This is a genomic window from Streptomyces sp. NPDC006552 (assembly GCF_040611655.1).
GTDB lineage: Bacteria > Actinomycetota > Actinomycetes > Streptomycetales > Streptomycetaceae > Streptomyces.
In genome coordinates, this window is record NZ_JBEXOS010000002.1 from 36,516 (window position 1) to 61,639 (window position 25,124).

Sequence of the window (25,124 nt, forward strand, 5' to 3'; positions counted from 1 at the left end):
GATGGACGGCCGGCGTCGCATGAACCCGTACGAACTCACCGAGGAGACCCCGGTGTACGTCATCTCGGTGGCGGCACAGCTCTCCGGCCTCCATCCGCAGACCCTGCGGCAGTACGACCGCCTCGGCCTGGTCTCCCCGGGCCGCACGGCGGGCCGTGGCCGCCGCTACTCGGCCCGCGACATCGAACTGCTGCGCACCGTGCAGCAGTTGTCGCAGGACGAGGGGATCAACCTCGCCGGCATCAAGCGCATCATCGAGCTGGAGAACCAGGTGGCGGCGCTCCAGTCCCGGGTGGCGGAGCTCTCCGCCGCCTTGGACGGCGCCGCGGCCGCCATGCAGCAGCGTGAAGCGGCGGTGCACGCCTCGTACCGCCGTGACCTGGTCCCGTACCAGGAGGTCAAGCAGGCCGGCGCGCTGGTGGTGTGGCGGCCCAAGCGGCCGCAGGACTGACCTGGACACAGGTGAAGGGGCCCGGAGTTCGTGAACTCCGGGCCCCTTCACCTGTCCGCGTCCGCCGCGTGCGGGGTCACCAGGACCCGCCGCCGCCTCCGCCGGTGCCGCCGCCGACCCCGCTGTCCGAACTGCCTCCGCCGCCCGAGAAGCCACCGGATCCACCGGATCCACTGGCGGACGTGGCGGCCGGGGCGTTGGCGGTCCGTGCCGTGGCGACCAGGAGGCCCACCGCGAGCGCCGGGCCGAGCTGGGTGAGGGTGGTCGGGCGGCGGGCGCCGGTGGCGGGCGGGGTCGTCGCGGCGGCGATGCTCCGCTCCCAGCGCTGCGCCACGCCCAGCGCCACGGCCCACGCCGTGAGCTGCTCCAGCCGGTCGGTGTCGTCGACGGAGCGCGGGGACGCGGTGGCGAGCCAGTGCTGCAACGCCTCCACCTGGGCCAGCAGCGCCGCGCCGCGGGCGGTGCGCCGCTTCAGCTCCCAGGCGCGGACGCACAGCGCCGGGCCCGCCCCCATGAGCACCGCGCCGACGGCCGCGACGGGCCGGCCCGCCGCGTTCAGATGGCCGATGAGCACGGCGCCGGTGAGGGCGGCCACGACACCGAGCAGCGTGCCGATCAGCCCGGTGCCGACGGCCACGGTGACGCGCCGCTGACCGGCCGGGTCCCAGAGGTCGCTGGTCCGCTGCCAGGCGGTGAGCCGGATGCCGAGCGACTGCCAGGCCGACCGGAAGTACGTGTCGTACGTCCCCAGGGTGAACCACACGCGGCCGCCCGCGAACATGTCGTCGAGCACCGCCGCGGTGTCTTCGTCCGGGTCGCCCCCGGGTGTGCGGCGCAGCGTCGGGAGTTGGCCGGTGCCCGTGATGCTGAGGTGCCCGCGGTTCGCCGTGTCGAGCAGCCATGCGACCTTGTGGCGCGGCTCGACGCGTTCGGTGAGCAGGATGCCGCCCTGCGCCGGGGTCAGCCCCTCGGGGGGCGTCCCCTCGGCCGGCTGCGCCAGGGCGGCGGGGCGCCGGTCCCGGCCGAGCAGCCGCAGCGCGCCCACGGTCGCCAGGCAGCAGGCCAGCGCGATCCCGGTCACCCACAGGGCCGTCCGCAGGGGGTCGGGGCCCGGTCCGGCGTCGGGCCGCGCGCCCGCGGGCGGGGTGGGGCGGGCCGCCTGGACGGCGTCATGCGCGGACCCAGTGCCGGCGGCGCCGTACAGCGTGACTCCGTTGCCGGGCGCGAGCTTCCCGACGCGGGCGGTGAGCTGACCGGGGGTCGGCTGCGCCACCCCGGACCGCTCGGCCCCGCAGCTCTGCGCCGATCCGGTCCGGCCCCGCACACACCGTGCACCGGACCACGGCGCGGCGGCAGTGACATGGACTTCCACGTCGTGCAGGTCGACCTTCCAGCCCGCACCGACCGCGTCCCAGGCGAGCCTGCCCTTCTTGACGACGTCCGGGAGCGGGTAGCTGATCCGGTAGCGGTGCGGGCCGTCGACCGTGCGACCGGCGTCGCCGATCCTGATGCTCCGCTCCGTCGTCTCGCCGTACGACAGTTCGTAGGGGACCGGGGCGCCGTCCATCGTGGCGCTGACGTCCTCGTCGCCGACGTCGTAGGTCAGGCCGGGGATGTCGCGGAAGATGCCGTGCCGGCTCTCCGCCGGGTGCCCGAAGTCGTAGTCGATCACTTCGGTGATCCGGGCGCCGCCGTCCGCGGCGACCTGAGCGCTCACCCACATCCGGGTGACCCGCTCGGTGTTCCCCGCGGCCCCGGCGAACCAGGTGACACCGCCGAGCACCAGCAGGGCGAGCACCAGCCCGATCAGCCCGCGGACCCTACGGCGCCGGGTCCGCGAGCCCTGCTTGTCGTAGCCCTCGGCCTTCACGCTCACCACGGGGAGGGGCCGGAGAGCAGCGCGGTGCGGGTCGCGGCGGGGCCGGCGGGATCGGTTATGTGTGCAGTCACGCCGCATATGACCGCCGCGGACCCCGCATGGTTGTACGGCACACCTGATCCGTACCGGAAGATGGACCCATGACCGAGATCCGCACCCCCCGTCTCCTGCTGCGCCGCTGGTCGCCCGATGACGACCTCGCGCCGCTCGCCGACCTCCAGGCCGACCCGGCCGTGATGCAGTACATCGGCGACGGCGCCCCGCTCTCCCTCGACGAGACCGCCGAGTCCATCGAGCGCTGGGAGGACGAGTGGGACGACGAGGGCTTCGGCGTCTTCGCCGTCGAACTCCTCGGCTCCGGCGAGCTGGCCGGCGCGGTCGGCCTCTACGTCCCCGACGCCCCGCCGCAGATCGCCGACCACATCGGCATCCAGTGGCGGCTCGCCCGCCAGTTCTGGGGCCAGGGGTACGCCTCGGAGGCCGCGCAGGCGTCCCTGGAGTTCGCCCTCCAGGACCGCGGCATCGACCGGGTGGTCGCGGCCGTCCAGGACGGCGACACGTCCTCCCCGAAGCTCCTGGCGAAGTTGGGCATGACCCAGACCGGCCAGACGAACGGGGTCCGCCTCTACGCCATCGACTTGACCGAGTTCCAGGGCTGACCGACCAGGAACTCCGTCCAGGTGGCGGCTGTCACGGTGACGCGGGGTCCGTGGGGGTTCTTGGAGTCGCGGAGGTGGGTGGCGGCGGGGGTGTGGGCGACTTCTACGCAGTCCGCCTCGCTGCTACTGCTGCTGTAGCTGCTCTTGAACCAGGCCAGCTCTTGGGTGCTCATAGAGTCTCCAGGAAGTCCGTCCAGGCTGTGCCGGTCACGGTGAGCTGGGGTCCGCTGGGGTTCTTGGAGTCGCGGAGGTGGGTGGCGGCGGGGGTGTGGGCGACCTCTACGCAGTCGGCCTCGCTGCTGTTGCTGCTGTAGCTGCTCTTGAACCAGGCCAGTTCGGACGAGTCCCCGGCGGAGGTCTTGCGGATCATGTCTCTCCCAGCACTTGCTCGATGAAGGCCAGCGACTCCCCCGGCGTGAGAGCCTGGGCCCGGATCATGCCATACCGCAGTTCCAGCACGCGGAGCTGTTTGGGCTCTGTGACCGGCCGCCCGTTGAACGCGCCCTCGGAGCGTCCCACAGCCGTACCGTCCTTGAACTTCAGCACCTGCAACTCGCCTTGCATACCGGCATGTTCCTCACTCGCTGTCGGCATCACCTGGATGGACACGGCCCGTTTCTGCGCGAGTGCAACAAGGTGTTCGAGTTGTTGGCGCATCACCATTCTGCCCCCGAGCGGCCGCCTCAGCGTCACCTCTTCCTGTACGAAGCTGAGTGCGGGGGACGGGCTGCGCTCGAAGACGGCCTTCCTGGCCTCACGGGCAGCGACGGCCCGTTCGATCTCGTCGGGGTCGTAGGCGGGGAGCCGCATCTCGAAGAGCGCTCGGGCGTACTCCGGTGTCTGAAGCAACCCGTGGAAATTGTGATCCCCGTAAGCCAGCAGCTCTACGGCCTGGGCCTCCATCCGCGCAAGATCCCGCACCTTCTTCGGGTACCGGACCTCCTTGAGGTCCTCCCTCAACCCCGCCAGGATCCCGCGCGCCCCGAGCACCTCATCGGCCCGCTCCAGATACTCGGGCCGGGGAATCCGCTTGCCCGCCTCCACTTTGTAGACGATGCCCTCGCCGTATCCCATCGCCTCCGCGAGTTCGGGGACGCGCAGCCCCGCCGCCTCGCGCCAACTGCGTAACTGACGCCCGGCCGTGGCCACGACGGCCGCCCCCTGTTCGTCGTCCGGGTCGACCTCCCACCCGTCACCCTCCGTCGCCTCGGTCATCCGTGCGCACCTCCGACCCGTCCAGCTGCCCGGCCACGTACCGTCAACGTCCGTACCCCAGCCGCACCGTGGACAGCCTGTACAGCCTTGGACAAACGCTGGACAGTCGCCGTACGTGAGGGGCGTGTCGGTGGTGAGCGTACGAGGACATGGCCACGCTGAGTGACGTGAACCGAGAAAACGACAGGGCCGCCGAACGTCCGCTCCCCACCCACCACTTCACCGTCCAGCTCTCCTCCACCCCCCCGAGGCGCCCACCTCGCCCGGCACCTCGCCACCGAGCGGCTCCGCGCCTGGGGCCTGCCCCACGATCTCGACGCGGCAGCGCTCGTCATCGCCGAACTGGCCACTAATGCCGTCACCCACGCCCGGCTGCCCGGCCGCGACTTCCGCCTCGGCCTCCACGTCACCGGGGGCACCCTGCGGATCGAGGTCTGCGACGCCCGGGGTCACGCCTTCCCGAGCTGCAACTCAGCCCGGCCGGCGCCGAGTCGGGCCGGGGCCTCGTCCTCGTAGCGGCACTCGCCGAGCGCTGGGGCGTCACCGTCGGGCCGAGCCCCCGAAAGACGATCTGGGCCGAACTCGATGTCGCCCCGTCACCCTGCGGCCCCGAAGAAGCCGCGCGTGGCGAAGGGGGTTGCCCTGGGCGGGAGTTGCGCCGTCAGGCGGTGGGTGAGGAAGCCCGCCGGGCGGTGGATCGGGCGGTCCCCGGGCAGGTCACGGGTGAGGGCGTGGCGGACGGCGGCCGGGGTCAGGCCCCGTTCCAGCCAGCCGACGACCGTGGTGCACCGGGGCAGCGTGTGGATCCCGGACCTGTTCATCGTTCCCAGGGACGTCGATCGGCACGTGACCGCCGACGGCCTCGGCGTCACCGCCGCGGCCGTCCGGCTCGTCGTCGAAGTCGTCTCCCCGGGCAGCGCAACCAGGACCGCGACCGCGTGCGGAAGCGGGCTTCACCATCGGCGCCGCCGTCACAGGGGGCCGCAAGGGCACCCCGCTTACCTCCGGCGTAATCGACCCGGCGCCGGCCGCCCGGCACGCTGAGGTCACCGGGACCCGGGCGGCGCACTCCGTTCGGGCTCCGGCTTTCCTGACCTGCCGAGGCACCCTTCTGGAGGGCCGAGCCATGACCGGATCCGACCTGTACGAGACCGCCGTCGCCCGCTACTTCGAAGCCTGGAACGCGCCGGACGCCGAGGAGCGCGGCAAGGCCGTCGCCGCCGCCTGGACCGAGGACGGTACCTACACCGACCCGCTCGCCGAGGTCGCGGGGCACGACGGGATCGCCGCGGTCATCGGCGCCGCGCGGGAGCAGTTCCCCGGTTTCTCCTTCCGGCCGCTCGGGACGGTCGAGGGGCACCACATGATCGTCCGGTTCGGCTGGGAGCTGGTGTCGGAGGCGGACGACGGCGCGCCCGTCGCCGGGTCCGACGTGATCGAGCTGGCCGGGGACGGGCGGATCCGGGCCGTGCACGGGTTCCTGGACCGGGTCCCCGCCGAGGTCTGACGCCAAGGGTGTTACCGCCGGGTACACATGTCCGGTATTCGTCGTATCTGGCTTCATGTGGGGAAGTAACGGATGCGGTTTCGTTGCGGTGTTGCTTCACCTCTTGACGTGATGTGGGCGGCCGAGTTGGCTTCGAGCCACCTCGGCCGCACCGTTGCGGCCACGTCAGGGAGGTATCCGTAATGAACACGCGAATGCGATGTGCCGCGCTGGCCGGTGCCGCATCCGTCCTCATGGTCTCGGTCTCGGCCTGCGGTGGTGTGCTGCCCGGCGGGGACAGCGAGAGCAGCGCGCCCGTGCGCAAGGGCAACGATGTCAAGATCGGCCTGCTGCTTCCGGAGACGGAGACCGCGCGCTACGAGAAGTTCGACTATCCGCACATCAAGCAGGAGATAGCCGAACTCACCGACGGCAAGGGTGAGCTGGTCTACGCCAACGCCGAACAGGACGCCGATCTGCAGAACCGGCAGGTCGAGCAGATGATCGCCAAGAAGGTGGACGCGCTGATCGTTGATGCCGTCGACGCCAAGACGATCTCCGCCTCGGTCCGCAAGGCCAAGGACGCGGGCGTCCACGTCATCGCCTACGACCGGCTCGCCGAGGGCCCGGTGGACGCCTACGTGGGCTTCGACAACGGGCTCGTCGGCCAGACCCAGGGCAAGGAGCTGGTCCAGGCCCTCGGCGACAAGGCCACCAAGAACAGCAAGATCGTCATGATCAACGGTTCGCCGACCGACCCGAACGCCGTCGAGTTCAAGGAAGCCGCCCGCGCGGAGCTGGCGAACTCGGTGACCATCGCGAAGTCGTACGACACCGTGGCCTGGAAGCCGCAGAACGCCAAGGCCAACATGGCACAGGCCATCGCCGCGCTCGGCGCCTCCCACATCGCGGGGGTGTACTCCGCCAACGACGGCATGGCGGGCGGCGTGGTCGCGGCGCTCAAGGAGGCCGGCGTCACCAAGATGCCGCCGATCACCGGACAGGACGCCGAACTCGCGGCCGTCCAGCGCATTCTCACCGGCGACCAGTACATGAGCGTCTACAAGCCCTACCCCGAAGAGGCCGCCACCGCCGCCGAGATGGCGGTCCGGGTCGCCCAGGGCCGGACCATCGAGTTCGAGGCCCTCGCCATGGACCGGACCGACAGCCCGACGACGAAGCAGGTCCGCACGGCGAGTGTGAGCGTCGTCGCGCTGACCCGCGACAACATCAAGCAGACCGTCGTCAAGGACGGCATCCTCAAGGTGAAGGAGATCTGCACGCCGAAGTACGCGGCAGCGTGCGCCGCGGCGGGTCTGACGTAGCGGCGCCGAGCGCCCCCGCCGGGCCGCTCAGCGGTCCTGCGTAAGGATGCCCGAGCGGCCGATCAGATAGCCCAGCTGGGCCCGGCTCTCGCTGCCCAGGGTGGCGGCCAGCTTGGCGATGTGGTGGCGGACCGTGCGGATGTTGACCCCGAGGCGGTCCGCGATGACGGCGTCGGTGTGCCCCTCGATGAGCAGCGCCGCGATGGTGCGCTGCCGGTCCGACGGATCGCTGGGCGGAGCGGACTCCGGCGCCGCCACGGGGTACATCGGTGTCGCCAGCCGCCAGAGCCGCTCGAAGGTGGTCACCAGGTAGCTGATCAGCGCCGGGTGGCGGATCTCCAGGGCGACGGTCCGGTCCGGGTTGGCCGGGATGAAGGCCACGGTGCGGTCGAGCAGGACGAGCCGCTCGGTCACCTCGTCCAGGGTGCGGACCTGCACGTCCCCGTCGAGCTGCTCGAAGTGGGCGCGGACGGCGGGCGAGTGGCGGGTGCTGTGCTGGTACAGCGTGCGCATCCGGCAGCCGCGCGAGAGCAGCCGCTGCTCGCGCGGGAGGACGTCGGCGAGCAGGTCGGGCGGGCGGAAGCCGCCGGGCTGGATGGTGAGCAGCTCCTGCGAGGAGGCGAGCATCGCGTCGGCGATCGCCGCGTTGATCCGCTGGAAGCCCATGAGGACGGTCAGCATCGGCGCGTTCGGCACCGCCGCACGCTCGGCGTCCAGCGTCATGAGCGGGGCGAAGGTCTGGGCGAGCCGGGTCTCGCGGTGCCGCTGGCGCGCGATCTCGTCCTCGATGCCGTTCAGCAGGGCCGGCAGCGCCACCGCGGGGGCGACCGGCCGCATCCACTCGGGGTCCGCCGGGTCGGGCGTCAGCAGCCCGTTCTCCAGCAGGCAGGGCGTGTCGTCGGCCTCCTCGCGGCGCACCCGGCCCCAGTGCAGCGCGTGGGCGTAGAGCTGTGATCCCGCGTCGCAGAACTCCTCGACCCCGTGGGGGTGCGCGCCGACTGTCACTTGCTGCTCTCTCCGGTCGGCAGTCCGGGTTCCTGGTCGAGGATCCCGGACCGGGCGATGAGGAAGCCCAGCTGGGCACGGCTGCCGCTGCCGAGCGACGCGGCGATCTTCGCGATGTGGGCGCGGCACGTGCGGACGTTCATCCCGAGCCGGCGGGCGATCGCCTCGTCCACGTGGCCCTCGATCAGCAGCTTGGCTATGGAGCGCTGGACGCCGGTGATGCCGTCGGTGGACGGCGGGTAGGGCGGGTCCTCCAGGAGCGGTGTCGCGCGCCGCCACAGGTCCTCGAAGACCTTGGTGAGGTACTCGACGAGCCCGGGGTGGCGCAGTTCGAGCGCGGTCTGCCGGTCCTCGCCCACGGGGATGAGGGCCGCGCTCCGGTCGAAGATCATCAGCCGGTCGACCAGCTCTTCGAGGGTGCGGATCTCCACGTTGGCCCGCTCGATGCGGGCCGCGTAGGCGAGGGTGCCCTGGCTGTGGCGCACGGTGTGCTGGTAGATGGTCCGCATGGCGACGCCCCGGTCCAGGATCGTCTGGCCGCGCTTGAGCGCCACGTTCAGGGTGTTCTCGCTGCGGCCGCCGCCGGGCTGCACGGTGAGGACCTCGAAGCGGCACTCGGCGGTGAGCCGTTCGATCCCGGCGTTGATCCGGGCGTCGCCTTCGAGCACCGTGATGGCGTGGGTGGTCGGCTCCGCCCGTGCGGTGATGGCCAGGAAGGGCTCGAAGAGGTCGGTCAGCCGGACGGCCGCCTTCCGCCGCTCCTGGATCTCCCGCTCCAGCGGCAGCAGCCACTGCGCGAGCGCCGCGGAGGGCGGAACCGGACGGAGCCAGCTCGCGTCGTCCGGATCCGGGTGCAGCAGGGCCGCTTCGAGGAGGCAGGGCGCGTTCTCCGCGTTCGCGCGGGCGAGGCGGCCCTCGTTCAGAGCGGCGGTGTAGAGACGCGCACCTTCGTCACAGAGCGGAGTTCTGGGGTGAGGATGTGTCGGTTTGGTGCTTGTTGCGAACAATCTCCACCCCCCAGGGTCCTGAACGTGCAGGAACATGATGCATCGACTCTGTGGCTTTGACGTGCCGGATTGAGACATCGTCTTGTTGCAGCCGGGGGAGAGGAACTTACCAAGTGAGGACGAAGCCGACTATGTTGAAGCGCACGCTTCGCTCGGTGGTGATCGCCGCCTTTTCCGCCGGGCTGGCCGTCAGTGCGGTGAGCACTCTCGATCTCGGATGGAACAGCGCGCCCGCAGCGGGCGCGGCCGTTCCGCCGGACCTTGGCTGGAACAGCGCGCCGGCCACGGTCGCCGCCGCCCCGCCGGACCTCGGCTGGAACGGCACGCCGGCGAAGGTCACCGCCGCCCCGCCGGACCTCGGCTGGAACAGCGCGCCGGCCGCGGCCGCCGCCGCCCCGCCGGACCTCGGCTGGAACGGCACGCCCACGAAGGTCACCGCCGCTCCGCCGGATCTCGGCTGGAACATAGCGCCGACGGGCGCGGACGCATGATCACCCCGCCCGACGACAGATCCCTCCGCCGCGAGATGGCGATCGCCTACCGGTCCGGCTGGCACACCATCGACCTCGTGACGGCGGTCCCGAACCCGGGTGACTCGCTCATGGTCACCTTGTTCGGGGAGCCGATCATCGTGGTGCGCGACGATGACGACGACGTCCGGGCCTACCGGTGTCTGCGTCGTCCGCGCGGCGCCCCGCAGCCGGTGCGGACCGTCGTCCGGTACGGGATGATCTTCGTCAATCTCGACCAGCGCGACCACCAGCTGGTCGGCGACGCGGGAGCCGAGCTCCCGCAGACCAGTACCACCTCTGCCACCCCCCGCAGTGCCTGACGCGATTCCCCCGTCGTAGTAGATCGCGCAGGTGCTTCCCCCCGCAGCGGCGTCACCGTGGACCTGAACACGGTGGCGCCGCTGCAGTTTTGTCTCCCGGCGGGTGTACGCCGCAGCGCGCGGGCTACTCGTCGAAGACCGCGTTGCCCGTGCCCCGGTCCACGGCGATCTCGATGACCACCCGGTTCGGGTTGCGGCGCGGCGGGTGCTGGTAGCGCTCGGCGTAGCGGCGTTCGGCGTCGGCGACCGAGGCCGGGTCGGTGCGGACGGTCGCGGTGCCCTCCAGGGTCGTCCAGCGCCGTCCGTCGACCTGGCAGACCGCGGCCCGCGCCGGGGCCGTCGCCGCGCGGACGTGGGCGACCTTCCGGCTCCCCCCGTCCGTGATGACCCGGGCCACCCGCTCCCCGGCGTCGTACGTCACGCCCACCGGGACGACGTGCGGGGTGCCGTCCGGGCGCAGGGTCGTCAAGGTGCACAGGTGCCGTTCCCGCCAGAAGCTGAGGAAGGAGGCGCCGGGGGAGTCCAGGTCGATCGCTTTGGCCATGGCCCGGAATCTATCCCCACCAGGACAACCACCAGGACAACCACTGGGCCAACCACCGCACAACCACCCGAACCTGGGGTCGCGCACCCCTGTTCTCCGCACCTTGAGCGGAATAGACTCAACTTTGTGTACGCTGAATAGGTCAGAGTTGCCGTGACGTGGAGGAGAAGGAGAACAGTTACGTGGACGCCGAGCTGACGAACCGGAGCCGCGACGCGATCAACGCGGCCACCAGCCGGGCCGTGTCCGGGGGGCACCCGGATCTCACCCCGGCGCACCTGTTGCTCGCCCTCTTGGAGGGCCAGGAGAACGAGAACATCACCGATCTGTTGGCCGCGGTCGGCGCCGATCAGGCGCAGGTGCGGGCCGGCGCCGAGCGCGTCGTCGGCGCGCTGCCCAGCGTCGCCGGGTCGACCGTCGCGCCGCCCCAGCCCAACCGCGACCTGCTGGCCGTCGTCGCCGACGCCGCCGAGCGGGCCAAGGAACTGGGCGACGAGTTCCTCTCCACCGAACACCTGCTCATCGGCATCGCCGCCAAGGGCGGCGCCGCGGGCGACGTACTGACCGAGAACGGGGCCGGCGCGAAGAAGCTGGCCGAGGCATTCACGAAGAGCAGGGGAGGGCGCCGGGTGACCACACCCGACCCCGAGGGTTCGTACAAGGCCCTGGAGAAGTTCGGTACCGATTTCACCGCCGCCGCGCGCGAGGGGCGGCTCGACCCCGTCATCGGACGGGACCAGGAGATCCGCCGGGTCGTCCAGGTCCTGTCCCGGCGCACGAAGAACAACCCCGTCCTCATCGGTGAGCCCGGCGTCGGCAAGACCGCCGTCGTCGAGGGGCTCGCCCAGCGCATCGTCAAGGGGGACGTGCCGGAGAGCCTGAAGAACAAGCGGCTCGTCTCGCTCGACCTCGGGGCGATGGTCGCGGGCGCCAAGTACCGCGGCGAGTTCGAGGAGCGGCTCAAGACCGTCCTCTCCGAGATCAAGGAGAGCGACGGCCAGATCATCACCTTCATCGACGAGCTGCACACCGTCGTCGGCGCGGGCGCGGGCGGCGACTCCGCCATGGACGCGGGGAACATGCTGAAGCCCATGCTCGCCCGTGGTGAGCTGCGCATGGTCGGCGCCACCACGCTCGACGAGTACCGCGAGCGGATCGAGAAGGACCCCGCCCTGGAGCGGCGCTTCCAGCAGGTGCTGGTCGCCGAGCCGAGCGTGGAGGACTCCATCGCGATCCTGCGCGGACTCAAGGGCCGCTACGAGGCGCACCACAAGGTGCAGATCGCGGACAGCGCGCTGGTCGCCGCCGCCACGCTCTCCGACCGGTACATCACCTCCCGGTTCCTGCCGGACAAGGCCATCGACCTCGTCGACGAGGCCGCCTCCCGGCTGCGTATGGAGATCGACTCCTCGCCCGTCGAGATCGACGAGCTCCAGCGCGCCGTCGACCGGCTGAAGATGGAGGAGCTGGCGATCGGCAAGGAGACCGACCCGGCCAGCCGCCAGCGTCTGGAGAAGCTGCGCCGCGACCTCGCCGACAAGGAGGAGGAGCTGCGCGGGCTCACCGCCCGCTGGGAGAAGGAGAAGCAGTCCCTCAACCGCGTCGGTGAGCTGAAGGAGAAGCTCGACGACCTGCGCGGCCAGGCCGAGCGGGCGCAGCGCGACGGCGACTTCGACACCGCCAGCAAGCTGCTCTACGGCGAGATCCCGTCCCTGGAGCGCGACCTGGAGGAGGCATCGGAGGCCGAGGAGGAGGCCGCCAAGCCGGACTCCTCGCAGAGCCCGATGGTCAAGGAGGAGGTCGGCCCGGACGACATCGCCGACGTCGTCGCCTCCTGGACCGGCATCCCGGCCGGGCGCCTCCTGGAAGGCGAGACGCAGAAGCTGCTGCGTATGGAGGAGGAGCTGGGCAAGCGCCTCATCGGGCAGAGCGAGGCCGTGCAGGCGGTGTCGGACGCGGTGCGCCGCACGCGCGCCGGGATCGCCGACCCCGACCGGCCCACCGGCTCGTTCCTCTTCCTCGGCCCGACCGGTGTCGGCAAGACGGAGCTGGCCAAGGCGCTCGCGGACTTCCTCTTCGACGACGAGCGGGCGATGATCCGCATCGACATGAGCGAGTACGGCGAGAAGCACAGCGTGGCCCGGCTCGTCGGCGCCCCGCCCGGCTACGTCGGCTACGAGGAGGGCGGCCAGCTCACCGAGGCCGTGCGCCGCCGCCCGTACTCGGTGGTCCTGCTCGACGAGGTGGAGAAGGCCCACCCGGAGGTCTTCGACGTCCTGCTCCAGGTGCTCGACGACGGCCGCCTCACCGACGGCCAGGGCCGCACGGTCGACTTCCGCAACACGATCCTGGTCCTCACCTCGAACCTGGGCTCGCAGTACCTGGTGGACCCGCTCACCTCGGCCGAGGAGAAGAAGCAGCAGGTCCTGGAGGTCGTCCGGGCCTCGTTCAAGCCGGAGTTCCTCAACCGCCTCGACGATCTGGTGGTCTTCTCCGCCCTGGACAAGGACGAACTGCGCCGCATCGCGCGGCTCCAGCTCGACCGCCTCGCCAAGCGCCTCGCCGACCGCCGCCTCACGCTCGACGTCAGCGAGGAGGCGCTCACCTGGCTGGCCGAGGAGGGCAACGACCCGGCGTACGGCGCCCGCCCGCTGCGCCGCCTGGTCCAGTCGGCCATCGGCGACCGCCTCGCCAGGGAGATCCTCTCCGGCGAGGTCACGGACGGGGACACGGTGCGGGTGGACACGTTCGAGGACGGGCTGATCGTGGGTCCGGCCACGGGCAAGACGTTGTAGGGTCCCGGCCCCCCGGGCGGCGCACGCCCGTGCGCCGCGCGGGGGCGGGGGGCTCCGCGCGAGCGGGTCACGACCTGTCCGCGCACGGCGAACGACGGAAACCCGCGGCCGGGCCCGGCAGGGGTTTGACGCGGGACCCTCCTGGGAGAGGATGGGCCCCAGCCATACGAAGGGACCAAGAGCGTGAGCATCGACCCGTCCTCGATTCCCAATTTCGGGGGACAGCCCGAACCGCAGCAGGGAGCGGGACCGGCAGGCCCCGTCATCCCCGACCAGGACCTGGTGAAGCAGCTCCTGGAGCAGATGGAGCTCAAGTACGTCCTGGACGACGAGGGTGACCTCGCCGCGCCGTGGGAGGAGTTCCGTACGTACTTCATGTTCCGTGGCGAGGGCGACCAGCAGGTCTTCTCGGTGCGGACCTTCTACGACCGCCCGCACGGCATCGAGTTGAAGCCGCAGCTCCTGGAGTCCATCGACGACTGGAACCGGCGCACGCTGTGGCCCAAGGTCTACAGCCACACCCACGACGACGGCACGGTCCGCCTCATCGGCGAGGCCCAGATGCTGATCGGCACCGGAGTCTCCCTGGAGCACTTCGTGTCGTCGACCGTCAGCTGGGTGCGTGCCGCGATCGAGTTCGACCGCTGGCTCGTGGAGCAGCTCGGCCTGGAGTCCGCGGTCGACTCGGCCGAGGAGAAGCCCGAGGGCGACGACTCCGAGTGAGTCCGGCTCCTCACAGGGGCATGCGGGCGTAGACGACCAGATACGTCCCGTACGACACGGAGAGCCCGGCCAGGGCGCCCACCACCAGGAGGGCGTGCCGCGGCCGGGCTCTCGCCGTTCTGGCCAGTGCGCACGCCAGGGGGAGCAGCAGCGGGAACGCGGGGAGCAGGAAGCGCGGCTTGGACTCGAAGAAGCCGGACCCGCCGAGGGCGACCAGGAGCAGCACGCCGCTGTACGCGAGCAGCGGCAGCGGCGGGCGGTCCAGCAGCAGCAGGGTGTAGAGCAGCACCGCGGCCGCGACGATCACCAGCGTCATCGGGAAGACGAAGCGGTCCCCGTGCAGCAGCATTCGCCTCACGAACCGCACCGACCCGGCCCCGAAGTCGAACCGTGAGCCCCAGCCGCGCTGCACCGCGAAGTACCCGCCGAGCGGATCGCCCTTGCGCACGCCGACCCAGAGCACGTACGCGGTCCAGCCGGCCGGCGCGAGCAGCGCGCCCGTCCACAGCCTGGGGGTGACGCGACCGCGGCGCCGGACGACCTCGCACCCGGCGGTGACCAGGACGGCCGCGGCGACCGCGAAGCCGTTGGGGCGGGAGAGCCCGGCGAGCGCCGCCAGCGCGCCCGCCCAGAGCCAGCGCTCCTTCAGCAGCGCGTACAGCGCCCACGCGCCGAACGCGGTCAGGAGCGGTTCCGTGTACGCCAGGGTGAGGACGGCGGAGTGCGGGAGCAGGCCCCACAGGACGACCAGGAGCGTGGCCACGGCGCGGCCGTGCAGGAGTTCGCCGACGCGGTAGATGCCGAGTGCGGCGGCGAGCACGGCGCTCCAGGCGAGCAGCAGGGCGCAGGCGCCGGCGCTCAGCGGCAGCACCTCGTGCAGGGCGCGGATCAGGGCCGGGTAGAGCGGGAAGAACGCCAGGTCGCTGAAGACGACGCCGGGTTTGAAATGCAGGGTGCGGGCGCCGTAGCCGTGCGCGGCGATGTGCAGGTACCAGAACGAGTCCCAGGACCGGCCCAGCAGCGCCAGGGGCCGCCGTCCGCTCAGCCACGCCGCGACGGTGACGGCGAGGATGCCGGTGAGCCGGGCGGCGGCGAAGAGACCGATGGCGCGGGCCGCCCCGGACGTCAGCAGCCGGGGCAGGTCGCGGGGTCCGGTTGTGGTGGCTGAGGGGCCGTCGAGGACGGCGGCGGGGGACTCGGTCACATCCGAACCCTGCGATGCGCGTGCCGCACCCGCGCGTTGGGCTCCGCCAGACGGGCGGGGGTGGGGGCCTGGGGGCTCTGGTGGGGGCCCGGTGGGGGTGGCGCTCTGCCCCGCGTCCTGGCGGGCCGGGGACGGGCCGTGCGGCCGCTGCTTCCCGGGAGAAGGCCGCGGGTGAGGGGCGGTGCGGGCCGGTGGCGGGTGGGGCCCTGCCCCGCGCCTGGCGGGCTCGGGACGGGTCGCGTGGCCGCCGCTACCCGGGAGGCTCGGGGACGGGCCGTGCGGCCGCTGCTTCCCGGGAGAAGACCGCGCGCGACGGGCGGTGCGGGACGGTGGCGGGTGGGGCCATGCCCCGCGCCTGGGCGGGCCCGGGGCGGGCTGTGTGGCCGCCGCCCCCCTGGGTAGGGCCGGACGGCCTGACCCGCGCCCCTGGCCCGCTCACATCGGCTCGATGACGTTCTTGCGCAGATGGCCGTAGATGACGGAGGTGCGGACGTCCGCCAGTTCCTGACGTTCGGTCAGCTTGTCCAGGACCACCGAGTGGAGATGGTCGGCGTCGCGCACCGCCACGTGGATCAGGAAGTCGTCGGTGCCGGTCAGCACGAAGACCGAGACCACCTCCGGCATCCGGGCCACGAAGTCCTGGAACTGCTCGATGACCGCGCGGGTCGGCGGCCGGACCCGTACGGCGATCATCGCCTGCAACCCGCGGTTCAGCGCGGCGAGGTCCACCTCCGCGTGGAAGCCGAGCAGCGCGCCGCGCTCGCGCAGGGCCCGGACCCGCTCCAGACACGTGGAGGGGGCGATCCCCAGTTTCTCCGCGAGGTCCCGGTTGGTGCGCCGACCGTCCTGTTGCAGAAGGCGGAGCAATGCCGAATCAAGTTCGTCCATGTTCACCAGCGTCTCCCCGTAGCCGAATCATATTCGGAGATAGTGCCTTGATGCGCGCCATATTGCTAGCCTGCGCGCGGCGGGTCCGATGAAGATTCGCCGCTCTGCCGCGGGGCTCCGGGCGGGGTCCAGGTGAGCGCGGAGGGGAGAGCGGACGTGGACGGGGACGTAGGCGAGGGGAAGGGCCGGACCCGGGCGGTCTGCGCCGTGGTGGCGGCCGCGCTGTTCTGGAGCAGTTCGTACGCGGTGACCAAGGAAGCGCTGGCGGACGTCGGACCGCTGAGCATCGGCGCCATCCGCTTCACCCTGGCCGCCCTGCTGCTCGGGATCATGCTGCGCGTGCGCCGGGGCGGCGCCGGACGCCCCGGCCCCCGGCAGCGCCGGCTCATCCACGCGAGCGGACTGCTCGGCATCACGGCCTACTTCGTGCTGGAGAACATCGGCGTCGAACTGTCGACCGCCTCCGACGCCTCGCTGATCGTCGCCGTCTACCCGCTGATGACCATGCTCCTGGAACTGGCCGCCTTCCGGACCAGACTGCCGCTCCCGCGCATCGGCGGCGTGCTGCTCGCCGCCCTGGGAGCCTTCCTGGTGGTACGCAACGGCGCCGAGGTCGGCGGCGGCGACCGCTGGCTCGGCGACATCCTGCTGCTCCTCGGCGGCCTGGTCTGGGCCGGGTACAACGTGCTGGCCAAGACCGCGGGCCGCGGACAGGACGCCCTGAGCCTCACCTACCACCAGACCGTGGCCGGCGCCGGCGGCTTCCTGGTCGCCTCCCTCTGGGAGGCCGGGGACTGGCACCTGCCCGGCGCGACGGCCGCGGCGCTCCTCGCCTACCTCGCCGTGGCGTGCTCCGTCGGCGGCTTCCTGCTCTACAACTACGGCCTGAGCCGCATGACGTCGAGCGTCGCGGTCAACATCCTGAACCTGGTGCCCGTCTTCGGCGTCCTGGGCGCGGTGGTGATCAACGGCGAGTCGGTCCGGCTGCCCCAGGTCCTCGGCGGCGCCATCATCATCACCGGCGTCGCCCTCGGGATGATCGAACGCAGAACCCTGGCGGAACCACGGGTCGCCGCCGCCGACCGCGCACCGGTCGGTTAGGCGGGGGAGGGCCTGGCGCGGGGCGTCGGCCGGGGAACGCCGGCGACGGAGCGCGCCGGGTCACCGCCGCAGCCGGGCCGCGGCCTCGCGCAGGACGTCCTCCCGCTTGCAGAACGCGAAACGGACCTGCCCGCGCCCCGGTTCCGGGTCGTCGTAGAAGACCGAGGCGGGGACGGCGACCACGCCGCACCGCTCCGGCAGGGCGCGGCAGAAGGCCAGGGCGTCCCTCTCGCCGAGGCCCGCGATGTCGGTGGTGATGAAGTACGTGCCCTGCGGGCGGAAGACCTCGAAGCCCGCCGCCGTCAGCCCATCGGCGAGGATGTCGCGCTTGGCCCGCAGGTCGTCCCGGAAACCGGTGAAGTAGGACTCCGGCAGCGCCAGCGCCTCCGCGACCGCGTACTGGAACGGGCCCGCCGACACGTACGTCAGGAACTGCTTCGCCGTGCGGACGGCCCCGATCAGCGGCGCGGACGCGGTGACCCAGCCGACCTTCCATCCGGTGAAGGAGAAGGTCTTGCCCGCGGAGGAGATGGCGACCGTGCGCTCGCGCATGCCCGGCAGCGAGATCAGCGGGATGTGCTCGGCGCCGTCGTAGGTCAGGTGCTCGTACACCTCGTCCGTGACCACGATCAGATCCCGCTCGACCGCCAGCTCGGCGATGGCGGTCAGCTCGTCGCGGGTCAGCACCATGCCCGTCGGGTTGTGCGGGGAGTTGAGCAGCAGCAGGCGGGTGCGGTCGGTCACCGCGGCGCGCAGCGCGTCGAGGTCCGGGCGGAAGTCCGGGGCGCGCAGGGTCAGCGGGACGCGGGTGGCGCCGGCCATGCTGACGCAGGCCGCGTAGGAGTCGTAGTAGGGCTCGAAGGCGATGACCTCGTCGCCGGGTTCGAGCAGCGCGAGCATCGTGGCGGCGATCGCCTCCGTCGCGCCTGCGGTGACCAGGACCTCGGTGTCGGGGTCGAACTCCAGCCCGTAGAACCGCTGTTGGTGCGCCGCGACGGCGGTCCGCAGTTCGGGGACGCCGGGGCCCGGCGGGTACTGGTTGCCCCGGCCGTCGCGCAGTGCCCGCACGGCCGCCTCGCGCACCGCCTCCGGGCCGTCGGTGTCCGGGAACCCCTGGCCGAGGTTGATCGCGCCGGTCCGCGCCGCGAGCGCCGACATCTCCGCGAAGATCGTCGTCCCGAACCCGTCCAGCCTCCGATTGAGCAATGGCCTGCCGCTCATCTCGCACCCTCTCCTCACCAGCGCACCCCGACCGTGACCGTCCCATCCTGTCGGACGCGGGCCAAGAACCGGGAAAGCTCTGGAGTTGCTCAACTCTGCTTTGGCCGCGTGCGCGCCCGGGCATCCCCCTGGCACGCCCGCACGGGGCGCCCCTCGGGGGACACGGGGGTAGAGAGAGGAGGACCCGTGATGGGAGCAGTCATCGCCATGGTCTTCGTGGTCCTGTTGGTCACTTTCGTCCTGGCCCGGAGCAAGGGCGGCGGCAGCCGTTCGCGTACGTCTCTCAAGAAGGGCCGCGGTTCGCGCGCCGGGCGCCACAACGCCAGCTGGTGGGCCGCGGGCGCCGGCGGCGGTGCGGATTCGTCCGGCTCCTCCGGGCACCACCATCACCACGGCTCCCACTCGTCGTGCGGCGGCGGTAACTCCTGCGGGGGCAACTCCTCGTGCGGCGGCGGCAGCTCCTGCGGGGGCGGCTCCTCCTGCGGGGGCGGCGGCGGGTGCGGCGGCGGCAGCTGACGCGGGGCCCGGGGCCTGCGGCCCGCGCGGAGGCGACTGACACGGGGCAGTCGGTCCGCGCGGGCCGCACGCACGTTCCCCTTGACACCCGGCAGTGGTGCGTTGACCGCGAAAGATGACGGCAACAGTTGAACAGTTGAACTGTGGGGCCCTCGGGGGGATGGAAACCCTCCGAAGTTGGGTAAAAACGCAGTGCGGGCGCCACCGCCCGTGATTCCCTTCTAACCGTCAACTCAGCCCCCGTACTACGTTCTTCTCGCGTTCGCGTGGGCACGAGCCGGTCCCCTTGACGTAGCCGGCCCCATCTCCCTTTGCGTGCTAGCGGAGCCGACCATGCTCACGACCCTGAACACCGCCTACACCGACACGAACGCCGCCGATCTGGCCTGGGCCCTGGGGCGCGAGCCGCTCCCCGCCCTGGCCACCCTCGACCTCGCACTGGCCGGGGCCACGCTCCAGTTGCGGCTGCTCGGCGCCTCCCACCAGGTCCTCCTGGAGGAGGAGCACGGCAGTTGCTCCGAGACCGTCGCCTGCATCCCGGGCAGCAGCACCCCGCTCCCGCTCGGCGTCGCCAAGCGCGTCGGCGACTGGGAGTACGAGTTCGCCGCCCGGGTGGAGAACCTGACGGAGGGCCAGTTCGCGGGCCGCGCACAGGAGTTGCTGGCCCTCGTCGCCGACCACCCGAACGGTCTCGCGGGTGTCTTCCCCGGCAGCCCGCACGCCTTCACCGCGATGCTCGCCCAGCGCCACGACGGACAGGTGAGCTGGCGCACCTGGCACGCCTACCCGCAGGACGGACAGCTGGTCGCCACCCGCAGCCGGGTGGTCGCGCGGATGCCCGCCGCCGCGGCGCGGTAACCCGTGCGGTGGAACCGGCGGAAGTATGCGTGCGATGCGCCGGTTCCACACGTGTGGGTGACGAGGCGGGGTCGAGTGGTCACGTAGCGTTCCAGGCGTGATCGAACCGCAGGTGTCCGCCCGGCCCACGGGACGCGCCACGACCCGGCCCGTGGGCGAGCGCGGCCGGGCGCCGCTCCCGGTGAGACCGGGCACGGGCCGGTTCCTGGTGCTCGTCTGCGTCTTCGTCTGCGCGGCCTGCGGGCTCGTCTACGAACTCGAACTGGTCGCCCTCGCCACGTACTTCCTGGGCGATTCGGTCACCCAGGCCTCCGTCGTGCTCTCCGTCATGGTCTTCGCCATGGGCCTCGGCTCGCTCGCCGCCAAGCGGCTGCGGCCGCGCGCCGCCGCCGGGTTCGGCCTCGTCGAGGCCGCGCTCGCGCTCGTCGGCGGATGCAGCGCGATGGCGCTCTACGCGGTCTTCGCCTGGACCGGCGGCCGGGACGGGGCCTGGACCGAGGGCGCGCGCTGGCTGCTCGTGGCCTTCTCGCTCGGGATCGGCGTGCTGATCGGCGCGGAGGTGCCGCTGCTGATGGTGCTCATCCAGCGGATCAGACGCCAGGACGCGGGCGGCGCCGTCGCCGACCTGTTCGCGGCCGACTACGTGGGCGCGCTGGTGGGCGGCCTCGCCTTCCCCTTCCTGCTGCTTCCCCTGTTCGGGCAGCTGACCGGCGCGCTGCTGACCGGCGTGGTCAACGCGGTGGCGGGCGGCGCGCTCGTGCTCGGGCTGCTCCGGCGGGACCTGAGCGTGCGGGGCCGCCGGCTGCTGCTCGCCGCCGACGTCGTGGTGCTGAGCCTGCTCGGCGCGGCGTGGGCCCACGTCGACGACTTCGAGCGGGCCGCGCGGCAGGCCATGTTCGGGGCGCACGTGCGGGTCGCCGAGCGGACCGCGGTGCAGGAGGTCGTCCTCACCGGCGGCGGACGGCGCCCCCTCGCCCTGTACCTGGACGGCCGGCTGCGGGTCAGTGGCCGCGACGAGGCGCGCTACCACGCGGCGCTCGTCGGACCCGTGCTGCGCGGCGGGCCGCACGCGCGGGTCCTCGTACTCGGCGGCGGTGACGGGCTCGCCGTGCGCGAGGTGCTGCGCCGGCCGGGCGTGCGCCGGGTGGACGTCATCGACACCGACCCCGGCGTCGTCCGCCTCGCCCGGACCGATCCGGGGCTGCGGGCGCTGAACCGCGGGGCGCTGGACGACGCGCGGGTGCGGGTGAGCACGGGGGACGTGTTCGACCGGCTCCGGGAGGTGCCGCGCGGCCGCGCCTATGACGTGGTGATCTGCGATCTGCCCGGGCCCGGGCGGGCACCGAGCACGACGCCGTACTCGCAGGAGTTCTACGGGCTCGTGGGGCGGGTGCTCGCTGCGGGTGGGCGGGTGGTGGTGCACGGCGGCGATGTGGCGGACCGGGACCGGTTCTGGACGGTGGCGGCCTCTGTGCGGTCCGTGGGGTTGCGGGTGGTGGCGTATCGGGGGCGCGAGGGTGCGGCCGGGTTCGTCGTGGGGGGCTGGGCGGTGCCCCGGCTCGGCGACACCGTCCGGACCCTCCACCCCCCGCACCGGTACGCCCCCTCCACCCTGGTCCACCCGCGCTACCCCGGCTGACCCGCCGGGCGCGGCGCCGTCGTGGCTGGTCGCGCAGTTCCCCGCGCCCCTGAAGGGCGCACTGCGTGCGCCCATGGGGCTGCAGCGCAGCCCCATGCTCCAGGGGCGCGGGGAGCTGCGCGAGAAGCCCCACCGGACCCGCACACCCCTCCGCACGATCACCCCCACCACGGCGCCCAGGACCCCCACCCCCCGACGAAACCGACCCCGGCCACCCCCAAGAGGACCCCCGGAACCGACGGAGTCGCTACGCTCGGGTGCCATGGAGCATGAGGTGTTCGTTCCGGTTCCGGCGGAGTCCCTGCGGGCGGTGCTCTGCGACCCCCTTCGCGTGGCCCGGGCCCTGCCCGGGTTCCAGCGCGACGCGTCGGGTGAGGGAGGCCGCCTCAAGGTACGTATCGACGGGCACACCATCACGTACCGCGGCAGCGTCCGCGTCACGGAGGAGCCCGACGGTTCGTACGCCATGACGGGCGAGGGGACCGAGGCCCGCGGCACGGGCGGCGTCCGCTTCGCCCTGACCGCGCGGGTCAGCGCCTCCGACGGCGGCTCCGCCCTCACCTTCACCGGCACCGCCGCCGGGGACGGCCGCGTCACCGACCTCCCGGCCCAGGCCGTCACCGCGGCGGCCCACCGGCTGCTGAACCGTTTCGCTGGGAATCTCGGCGCCGCCGGGCAGGAACCCGGCTCGGAGGAGGAGCCGGACGCGGCCCTCGACGCGATCGACGACGACGAAGACGACGCTGACGACGAGGGCGACGAGCTGCTCGCGGGAGACGCCCTCGACGGGCCCGCCCCGGCCGCCGACGGCGACGAACTCGACGCCGACGCCCCCGACGGCGGTCCCGGCGCACCCGCCGGGACCGCACACGCCTCCCTCTACGACACCCCCGTCCCGCCCCCCTCCCTCGACCCCGCCTCGGACGAGGTCCCCTACCCCGGTGGCCCGGCCCGGGAGGGCGAGCTGCCGGCCGAGCCCGCGGCCGCCCACGCCCGCCGCACGATGATCGGCCGCAGCGCCGAGGAGGTCGACCACGCGCCGCCGCGCGGCCGGTACGCCCCGGTGCCCGCGCCGGAGGGCGTCACCGCGAGTGCCACCCTGCGCTGGGCCGGGCCCGCCGCCGCCCTCGCGCTCGCCTCCGCGATCGTCGTCGGACGGGCCCTGCGCAGGCGCCGGTAGCGAGCCTCGGCATAGGCTCGGTGACTGTGACGACACAGGAGACGACGCTGACCGCGGGCGACGCGGAGGTGGCCGTGGCGCCGGGCAACGGCTGCCGCGTCAGCAGCTTGAAGATCGCCGGGACCGAGCTGCTGCGCCAGGGGGAGCGGTACGGCTGCTTCCCGATGGTGCCGTGGTGCGGGCGGATCAGGGACGGCCGGTTCCGCGACGGCGGCCGGCTCCACCAGATGCCGCTGAACTCCCCGCCGCACGCCATCCACGGCTTCGGCCGCGACGCGGAGTGGACCACCGCGCGTGTCAGCGCCGCCGAGGCCGTGTTCACGTACGACCTGACCGACCCGTGGCCCTACAGCGGGCGCGTCACACAGATCGTCGCGCTCGGCGAGGACGCGCTGACGCTGACCCTGGGCGTCGAGACGTACGGCGACTCGTTCCCGGCGCAGGCCGGCTGGCACCCCTGGTTCAACCGGACGGTCGGCGGCGCCGACGTGGCGCTCGCCTTCGAGGCCGCCTGGCAGGAGGAGCGCGGCGACGACCACCTGCCCACCGGCCACCGCGTCGCGCCGAAGCCCGGCCCCTGGGACGACTGCTTCGGGATGCCCGACGGCGTGGACGTGACACTGACCTGGCCCGGCGCCCTGGAGCTGAAGGTCACCAGCCGCGAGCAGTGGGCCGTGGTCTACGACGAGCAGGAGGCGGCGGTCTGCGTCGAGCCGCAGACGGGCCCGCCGAACGGCCTGAACACCGCTCCGCGCCTGGTCACCCCGGTGGAGCCGCTGGAGGCGAGCACCACCTGGACCTGGCGGCGGCTCCGGGAGCAGGCTCTAAGCTCGTAGCCATGACGACGAACGACGTGCGCGCGGCGCTGCTGAAGCAGATCAAGGACAAGGCCGTGGTGCACGGCAAGGTGACGCTCTCCTCCGGCCTGGAGGCCGACTACTACGTCGACCTGCGCCGCGTCACCCTCGACGGCGAGGCCGCTCCGCTGGTCGGGCAGGTGCTGCTCGACCTGACCGCCGACCTGGAGTACGACGCGGTGGGCGGTCTGACCATGGGCGCCGACCCGGTCGCCGGCGCGATGCTGCACGCCGCCGCCGCCCGCGGGGAGCGGCTCGACGCGTTCGTGGTGCGCAAGGCCGCCAAGGCACACGGGATGCAGCGCCGGGTGGAGGGCCCCGACATCAAGGGCCGCCGGGTGCTCGTCGTCGAGGACACCTCCACCACCGGCGGCTCCCCGCTGACCGCCGTCGAGGCCGTCCGCGAGGCGGGCGCCGAGGTCGTGGGCGTGGCGACCATCGTGGACCGGGCCACCGGCGCCGCGGAGAAGATCACCGAAGGCGCGGGAGTGCCGTACCTCTTCGCCTTCTCCAAGGACGAGCTGGGTCTGGACTGAAACCCGGCGCCCGGCCCACCGCCACGTCTGGAAAGATGGGGGCGACGATGATGTCACCCCATGGTGCTGGTGAGGGTCGGACCACCGGTCGGGACACCTGAACAACCCAAACCCGCAATCGCGCGCTTCACGAGGAGTCGGCAGATGGCCATCGCAACCCCGGATCAGTACAACGAGATGCTCGACCGGGCCAAGGCGGGGAAGTTCGCCTACCCGGCCATCAACGTCTCCTCGACGCAGACCCTGAACGCGGCCCTCCAGGGCTTCGCCGAGGCGGAGAGCGACGGCATCATCCAGATCTCGACCGGTGGCGCCGAGTACCTCTCGGGCCAGGGTGTGAAGGACATGGTGGTCGGCGCCCAGGCGCTCGCCGAGTTCGCGCACGTCGCCGCAGCCCGGTACGGGAACAAGATCGCGCTCCACACCGACCACTGCCCCAAGGGCAAGCTGGACGGGTACGTGCGCCCGCTGATCGACATCTCCGCCGAGCGCGTCAAGAACGGCGGCCTGCCGCTGTTCCAGTCGCACATGTGGGACGGCTCGGCCGAGACCCTCGCCGACAACCTCACCATCGCCGAGGAGCTGCTCGCCAAGGCCAAGGCCGCGAACATCATCCTGGAGATCGAGATCACCCCGACGGGTGGTGAGGAGGACGGCGTCTCGCACGAGATCAACGACAACCTCTACACCACGGTCGACGACGCGGTGCGCACCGTCGAGGCGCTCGGCCTGGGCGAGAAGGGCCGCTACCTGCTGGCCGCCTCGTTCGGCAACGTGCACGGCGTGTACAAGCCGGGCAACGTCGTGCTCCGCCCCGACCTGCTCGCCGAGCTGAACGCGGGCGTCGCCGAGAAGTACGGCAAGCCGGCCGGCTCCCAGCCGTTCGACTTCGTCTTCCACGGCGGTTCGGGCTCCACCCTGGAGGAGATCCGCACCGCGCTGGAGAACGGCGTGGTGAAGATGAACCTCGACACCGACACCCAGTACGCGTTCACGCGGCCCATCGCCGGCCACATGTTCGAGAACTACGACGGTGTCCTGAAGGTGGACGGCGAGGTCGGCAACAAGAAGACCTACGACCCCCGCGTCTGGGGCAAGAAGGCCGAGTCGAGCATGACCGCCCGCATCGTCGAGGCCTGCGAGAGCCTGCGGTCGACGGGCACCCGCATCAAGTAGTCCCTGACCAGCCCGTGTGCGGGCCCG

At 72.3% G+C, this 25,124-nt stretch carries 26 protein-coding genes and 2 pseudogenes; 17 read left to right on the forward strand and 11 right to left on the reverse strand.

Annotation, left to right across the window (positions count from 1 at the left end):
* Window position 1 precedes the first annotated feature (1 nt).
* Window positions 2-451, forward strand: a complete 450-nt coding sequence (locus ABZY33_RS01395; protein ID WP_356489378.1) for a helix-turn-helix domain-containing protein — start codon at window positions 2-4, stop codon at window positions 449-451.
* A 76-nt stretch (window positions 452-527) separates the two neighbouring features.
* Here the strand turns inward: ABZY33_RS01395 and ABZY33_RS01400 are convergent, their stop codons facing one another.
* Window positions 528-2,327 (reverse strand): DUF2207 domain-containing protein, encoded by a 1,800-nt coding sequence (locus tag ABZY33_RS01400; protein WP_356489379.1) that lies wholly within the window; start codon window positions 2,325-2,327, stop codon window positions 528-530.
* Window positions 2,328-2,470: 143 nt separating this feature from the next.
* Between ABZY33_RS01400 and ABZY33_RS01405 the strand changes: the two genes are divergently transcribed.
* Window positions 2,471-2,989 (forward strand): GNAT family N-acetyltransferase, encoded by a 519-nt coding sequence (locus ABZY33_RS01405; protein ID WP_356489380.1) that lies wholly within the window; start codon window positions 2,471-2,473, stop codon window positions 2,987-2,989.
* Here the strand turns inward: ABZY33_RS01405 and ABZY33_RS01410 are convergent.
* Genes ABZY33_RS01410 through ABZY33_RS01420 form a run of 3 tightly spaced genes read right to left on the reverse strand, consistent with a single transcriptional unit; the run spans window position 2,956 to window position 4,204 of the window.
* The gene (locus tag ABZY33_RS01410; protein ID WP_356489381.1) at window positions 2,956-3,162 is read right to left on the reverse strand and encodes a DUF397 domain-containing protein; all 207 of its coding nucleotides are present in this window, start codon (window positions 3,160-3,162) and stop codon (window positions 2,956-2,958) included. The two genes, ABZY33_RS01405 and ABZY33_RS01410, sit on opposite strands and share 34 nt — an antisense overlap.
* The gene (locus tag ABZY33_RS01415) at window positions 3,159-3,359 is read right to left on the reverse strand and encodes a DUF397 domain-containing protein (RefSeq protein ID WP_356489382.1); all 201 of its coding nucleotides are present in this window, start codon (window positions 3,357-3,359) and stop codon (window positions 3,159-3,161) included. Before ABZY33_RS01415 ends, ABZY33_RS01410 begins: the two co-directional genes overlap by 4 nt.
* Window positions 3,356-4,204, reverse strand: coding sequence for a helix-turn-helix transcriptional regulator (locus ABZY33_RS01420; protein ID WP_356489383.1), 849 nt, complete (start codon window positions 4,202-4,204; stop codon window positions 3,356-3,358). The genes ABZY33_RS01415 and ABZY33_RS01420 overlap by 4 nt, the downstream gene beginning before the upstream one ends.
* Window positions 4,205-4,353: 149 nt before the next feature.
* Here ABZY33_RS01420 and ABZY33_RS01425 point away from each other — a divergent pair.
* A pseudogene (locus ABZY33_RS01425) lies at window positions 4,354-4,806 on the forward strand (ATP-binding protein); the annotation flags it as partial.
* Window positions 4,807-4,848: 42 nt separating this feature from the next.
* On the opposite strand, the pseudogene ABZY33_RS01430 reads toward ABZY33_RS01425, so the two are convergent.
* Window positions 4,849-4,974 (reverse strand): annotated as a pseudogene (locus ABZY33_RS01430) (helix-turn-helix domain-containing protein); the annotation flags it as partial.
* Window positions 4,975-5,330: 356 nt separating this feature from the next.
* Between ABZY33_RS01430 and ABZY33_RS01435 the strand changes: the two are divergent.
* Both ABZY33_RS01435 and ABZY33_RS01440 read left to right on the forward strand, forming a co-directional pair.
* The gene (locus ABZY33_RS01435) at window positions 5,331-5,711 is read left to right on the forward strand and encodes a nuclear transport factor 2 family protein (RefSeq protein ID WP_356489384.1); all 381 of its coding nucleotides are present in this window, start codon (window positions 5,331-5,333) and stop codon (window positions 5,709-5,711) included.
* Window positions 5,712-5,893: 182 nt separating this feature from the next.
* Complete coding sequence (locus ABZY33_RS01440) at window positions 5,894-7,015, forward strand: substrate-binding domain-containing protein (protein ID WP_356489385.1); 1,122 nt, start codon at window positions 5,894-5,896, stop codon at window positions 7,013-7,015.
* Between the two features lie 27 nt (window positions 7,016-7,042).
* Here ABZY33_RS01440 and ABZY33_RS01445 read toward each other — a convergent pair whose 3' ends face one another.
* Both ABZY33_RS01445 and ABZY33_RS01450 read right to left on the reverse strand, forming a co-directional pair.
* Window positions 7,043-8,020, reverse strand: coding sequence for a helix-turn-helix transcriptional regulator (locus tag ABZY33_RS01445; protein ID WP_356489386.1), 978 nt, complete (start codon window positions 8,018-8,020; stop codon window positions 7,043-7,045).
* The gene (locus ABZY33_RS01450) at window positions 8,017-9,027 is read right to left on the reverse strand and encodes a helix-turn-helix transcriptional regulator (RefSeq protein ID WP_356489387.1); all 1,011 of its coding nucleotides are present in this window, start codon (window positions 9,025-9,027) and stop codon (window positions 8,017-8,019) included. Before ABZY33_RS01450 ends, ABZY33_RS01445 begins: the two co-directional genes overlap by 4 nt.
* Window positions 9,028-9,140: 113 nt before the next feature.
* Between ABZY33_RS01450 and ABZY33_RS01455 the strand changes: the two genes are divergently transcribed.
* Both ABZY33_RS01455 and ABZY33_RS01460 read left to right on the forward strand, forming a co-directional pair.
* Window positions 9,141-9,518 carry a hypothetical protein gene (locus ABZY33_RS01455; RefSeq protein WP_356489388.1) on the forward strand — a complete coding sequence of 126 codons (378 nt, stop codon included), beginning with the start codon at window positions 9,141-9,143 and terminating at the stop codon, window positions 9,516-9,518.
* Window positions 9,515-9,859, forward strand: coding sequence for a hypothetical protein (locus ABZY33_RS01460; protein ID WP_356489389.1), 345 nt, complete (start codon window positions 9,515-9,517; stop codon window positions 9,857-9,859). The genes ABZY33_RS01455 and ABZY33_RS01460 overlap by 4 nt, the downstream gene beginning before the upstream one ends.
* A gap of 124 nt (window positions 9,860-9,983) precedes the next feature.
* Here ABZY33_RS01460 and ABZY33_RS01465 read toward each other — a convergent pair whose 3' ends face one another.
* Complete coding sequence (locus ABZY33_RS01465; protein WP_356489390.1) at window positions 9,984-10,403, reverse strand: TIGR03618 family F420-dependent PPOX class oxidoreductase; 420 nt, start codon at window positions 10,401-10,403, stop codon at window positions 9,984-9,986.
* Between the two features lie 182 nt (window positions 10,404-10,585).
* On the opposite strand from ABZY33_RS01465, the gene clpB reads away from it, so the two are divergent.
* Window positions 10,586-13,198, forward strand: coding sequence for an ATP-dependent chaperone ClpB (gene clpB / locus ABZY33_RS01470; RefSeq protein ID WP_356489565.1), 2,613 nt, complete (start codon window positions 10,586-10,588; stop codon window positions 13,196-13,198).
* 183 nt (window positions 13,199-13,381) lie between these two features.
* The gene (locus ABZY33_RS01475; protein WP_356489391.1) at window positions 13,382-13,921 is read left to right on the forward strand and encodes a YbjN domain-containing protein; all 540 of its coding nucleotides are present in this window, start codon (window positions 13,382-13,384) and stop codon (window positions 13,919-13,921) included.
* A 10-nt stretch (window positions 13,922-13,931) separates the two neighbouring features.
* On the opposite strand, the gene ABZY33_RS01480 is transcribed toward ABZY33_RS01475, so the two are convergent.
* A complete protein-coding gene (locus ABZY33_RS01480) occupies window positions 13,932-15,062 on the reverse strand; it encodes a hypothetical protein (protein WP_356489566.1) in 1,131 nt (376 codons plus the stop codon).
* A gap of 498 nt (window positions 15,063-15,560) precedes the next feature.
* Window positions 15,561-16,013: an Lrp/AsnC family transcriptional regulator gene (locus tag ABZY33_RS01485; RefSeq protein ID WP_356489392.1), complete on the reverse strand. Its 453-nt coding sequence runs from the start codon at window positions 16,011-16,013 to the stop codon at window positions 15,561-15,563.
* Between the two features lie 156 nt (window positions 16,014-16,169).
* On the opposite strand from ABZY33_RS01485, the gene ABZY33_RS01490 reads away from it, so the two are divergent.
* Window positions 16,170-17,114, forward strand: a complete 945-nt coding sequence (locus ABZY33_RS01490; RefSeq protein WP_356489393.1) for a DMT family transporter — start codon at window positions 16,170-16,172, stop codon at window positions 17,112-17,114.
* Between the two features lie 60 nt (window positions 17,115-17,174).
* Here ABZY33_RS01490 and ABZY33_RS01495 read toward each other — a convergent pair whose 3' ends face one another.
* Window positions 17,175-18,335, reverse strand: coding sequence for a pyridoxal phosphate-dependent aminotransferase (locus tag ABZY33_RS01495; RefSeq protein WP_356489394.1), 1,161 nt, complete (start codon window positions 18,333-18,335; stop codon window positions 17,175-17,177).
* 186 nt (window positions 18,336-18,521) lie between these two features.
* Between ABZY33_RS01495 and ABZY33_RS01500 the strand changes: the two genes are divergently transcribed.
* The 7 genes from ABZY33_RS01500 (at window position 18,522) to fbaA (ending at window position 25,097) form a co-directional block, all read left to right on the forward strand.
* Window positions 18,522-18,851 (forward strand): hypothetical protein, encoded by a 330-nt coding sequence (locus ABZY33_RS01500; protein ID WP_356489395.1) that lies wholly within the window; start codon window positions 18,522-18,524, stop codon window positions 18,849-18,851.
* Window positions 18,852-19,184: 333 nt separating this feature from the next.
* Window positions 19,185-19,709, forward strand: a complete 525-nt coding sequence (locus tag ABZY33_RS01505) for a DUF2617 family protein (RefSeq protein ID WP_356489396.1) — start codon at window positions 19,185-19,187, stop codon at window positions 19,707-19,709.
* Between the two features lie 151 nt (window positions 19,710-19,860).
* On the forward strand, window positions 19,861-21,348 hold the full coding sequence (locus tag ABZY33_RS01510; protein ID WP_356489567.1) for a polyamine aminopropyltransferase: 1,488 nt from the start codon (window positions 19,861-19,863) through the stop codon (window positions 21,346-21,348).
* A 262-nt stretch (window positions 21,349-21,610) separates the two neighbouring features.
* Window positions 21,611-22,528: an SRPBCC domain-containing protein gene (locus ABZY33_RS01515; RefSeq protein WP_356489397.1), complete on the forward strand. Its 918-nt coding sequence runs from the start codon at window positions 21,611-21,613 to the stop codon at window positions 22,526-22,528.
* A gap of 26 nt (window positions 22,529-22,554) precedes the next feature.
* Window positions 22,555-23,364, forward strand: coding sequence for an aldose 1-epimerase (locus ABZY33_RS01520; protein WP_356489398.1), 810 nt, complete (start codon window positions 22,555-22,557; stop codon window positions 23,362-23,364).
* Window positions 23,365-23,366: 2 nt separating this feature from the next.
* Complete coding sequence (pyrE, locus tag ABZY33_RS01525) at window positions 23,367-23,921, forward strand: orotate phosphoribosyltransferase (RefSeq protein WP_356489399.1); 555 nt, start codon at window positions 23,367-23,369, stop codon at window positions 23,919-23,921.
* A gap of 144 nt (window positions 23,922-24,065) precedes the next feature.
* Window positions 24,066-25,097, forward strand: coding sequence for a class II fructose-bisphosphate aldolase (fbaA, locus tag ABZY33_RS01530; RefSeq protein WP_356489400.1), 1,032 nt, complete (start codon window positions 24,066-24,068; stop codon window positions 25,095-25,097).
* The last annotated feature ends 27 nt before the right edge of the window (window positions 25,098-25,124 follow it).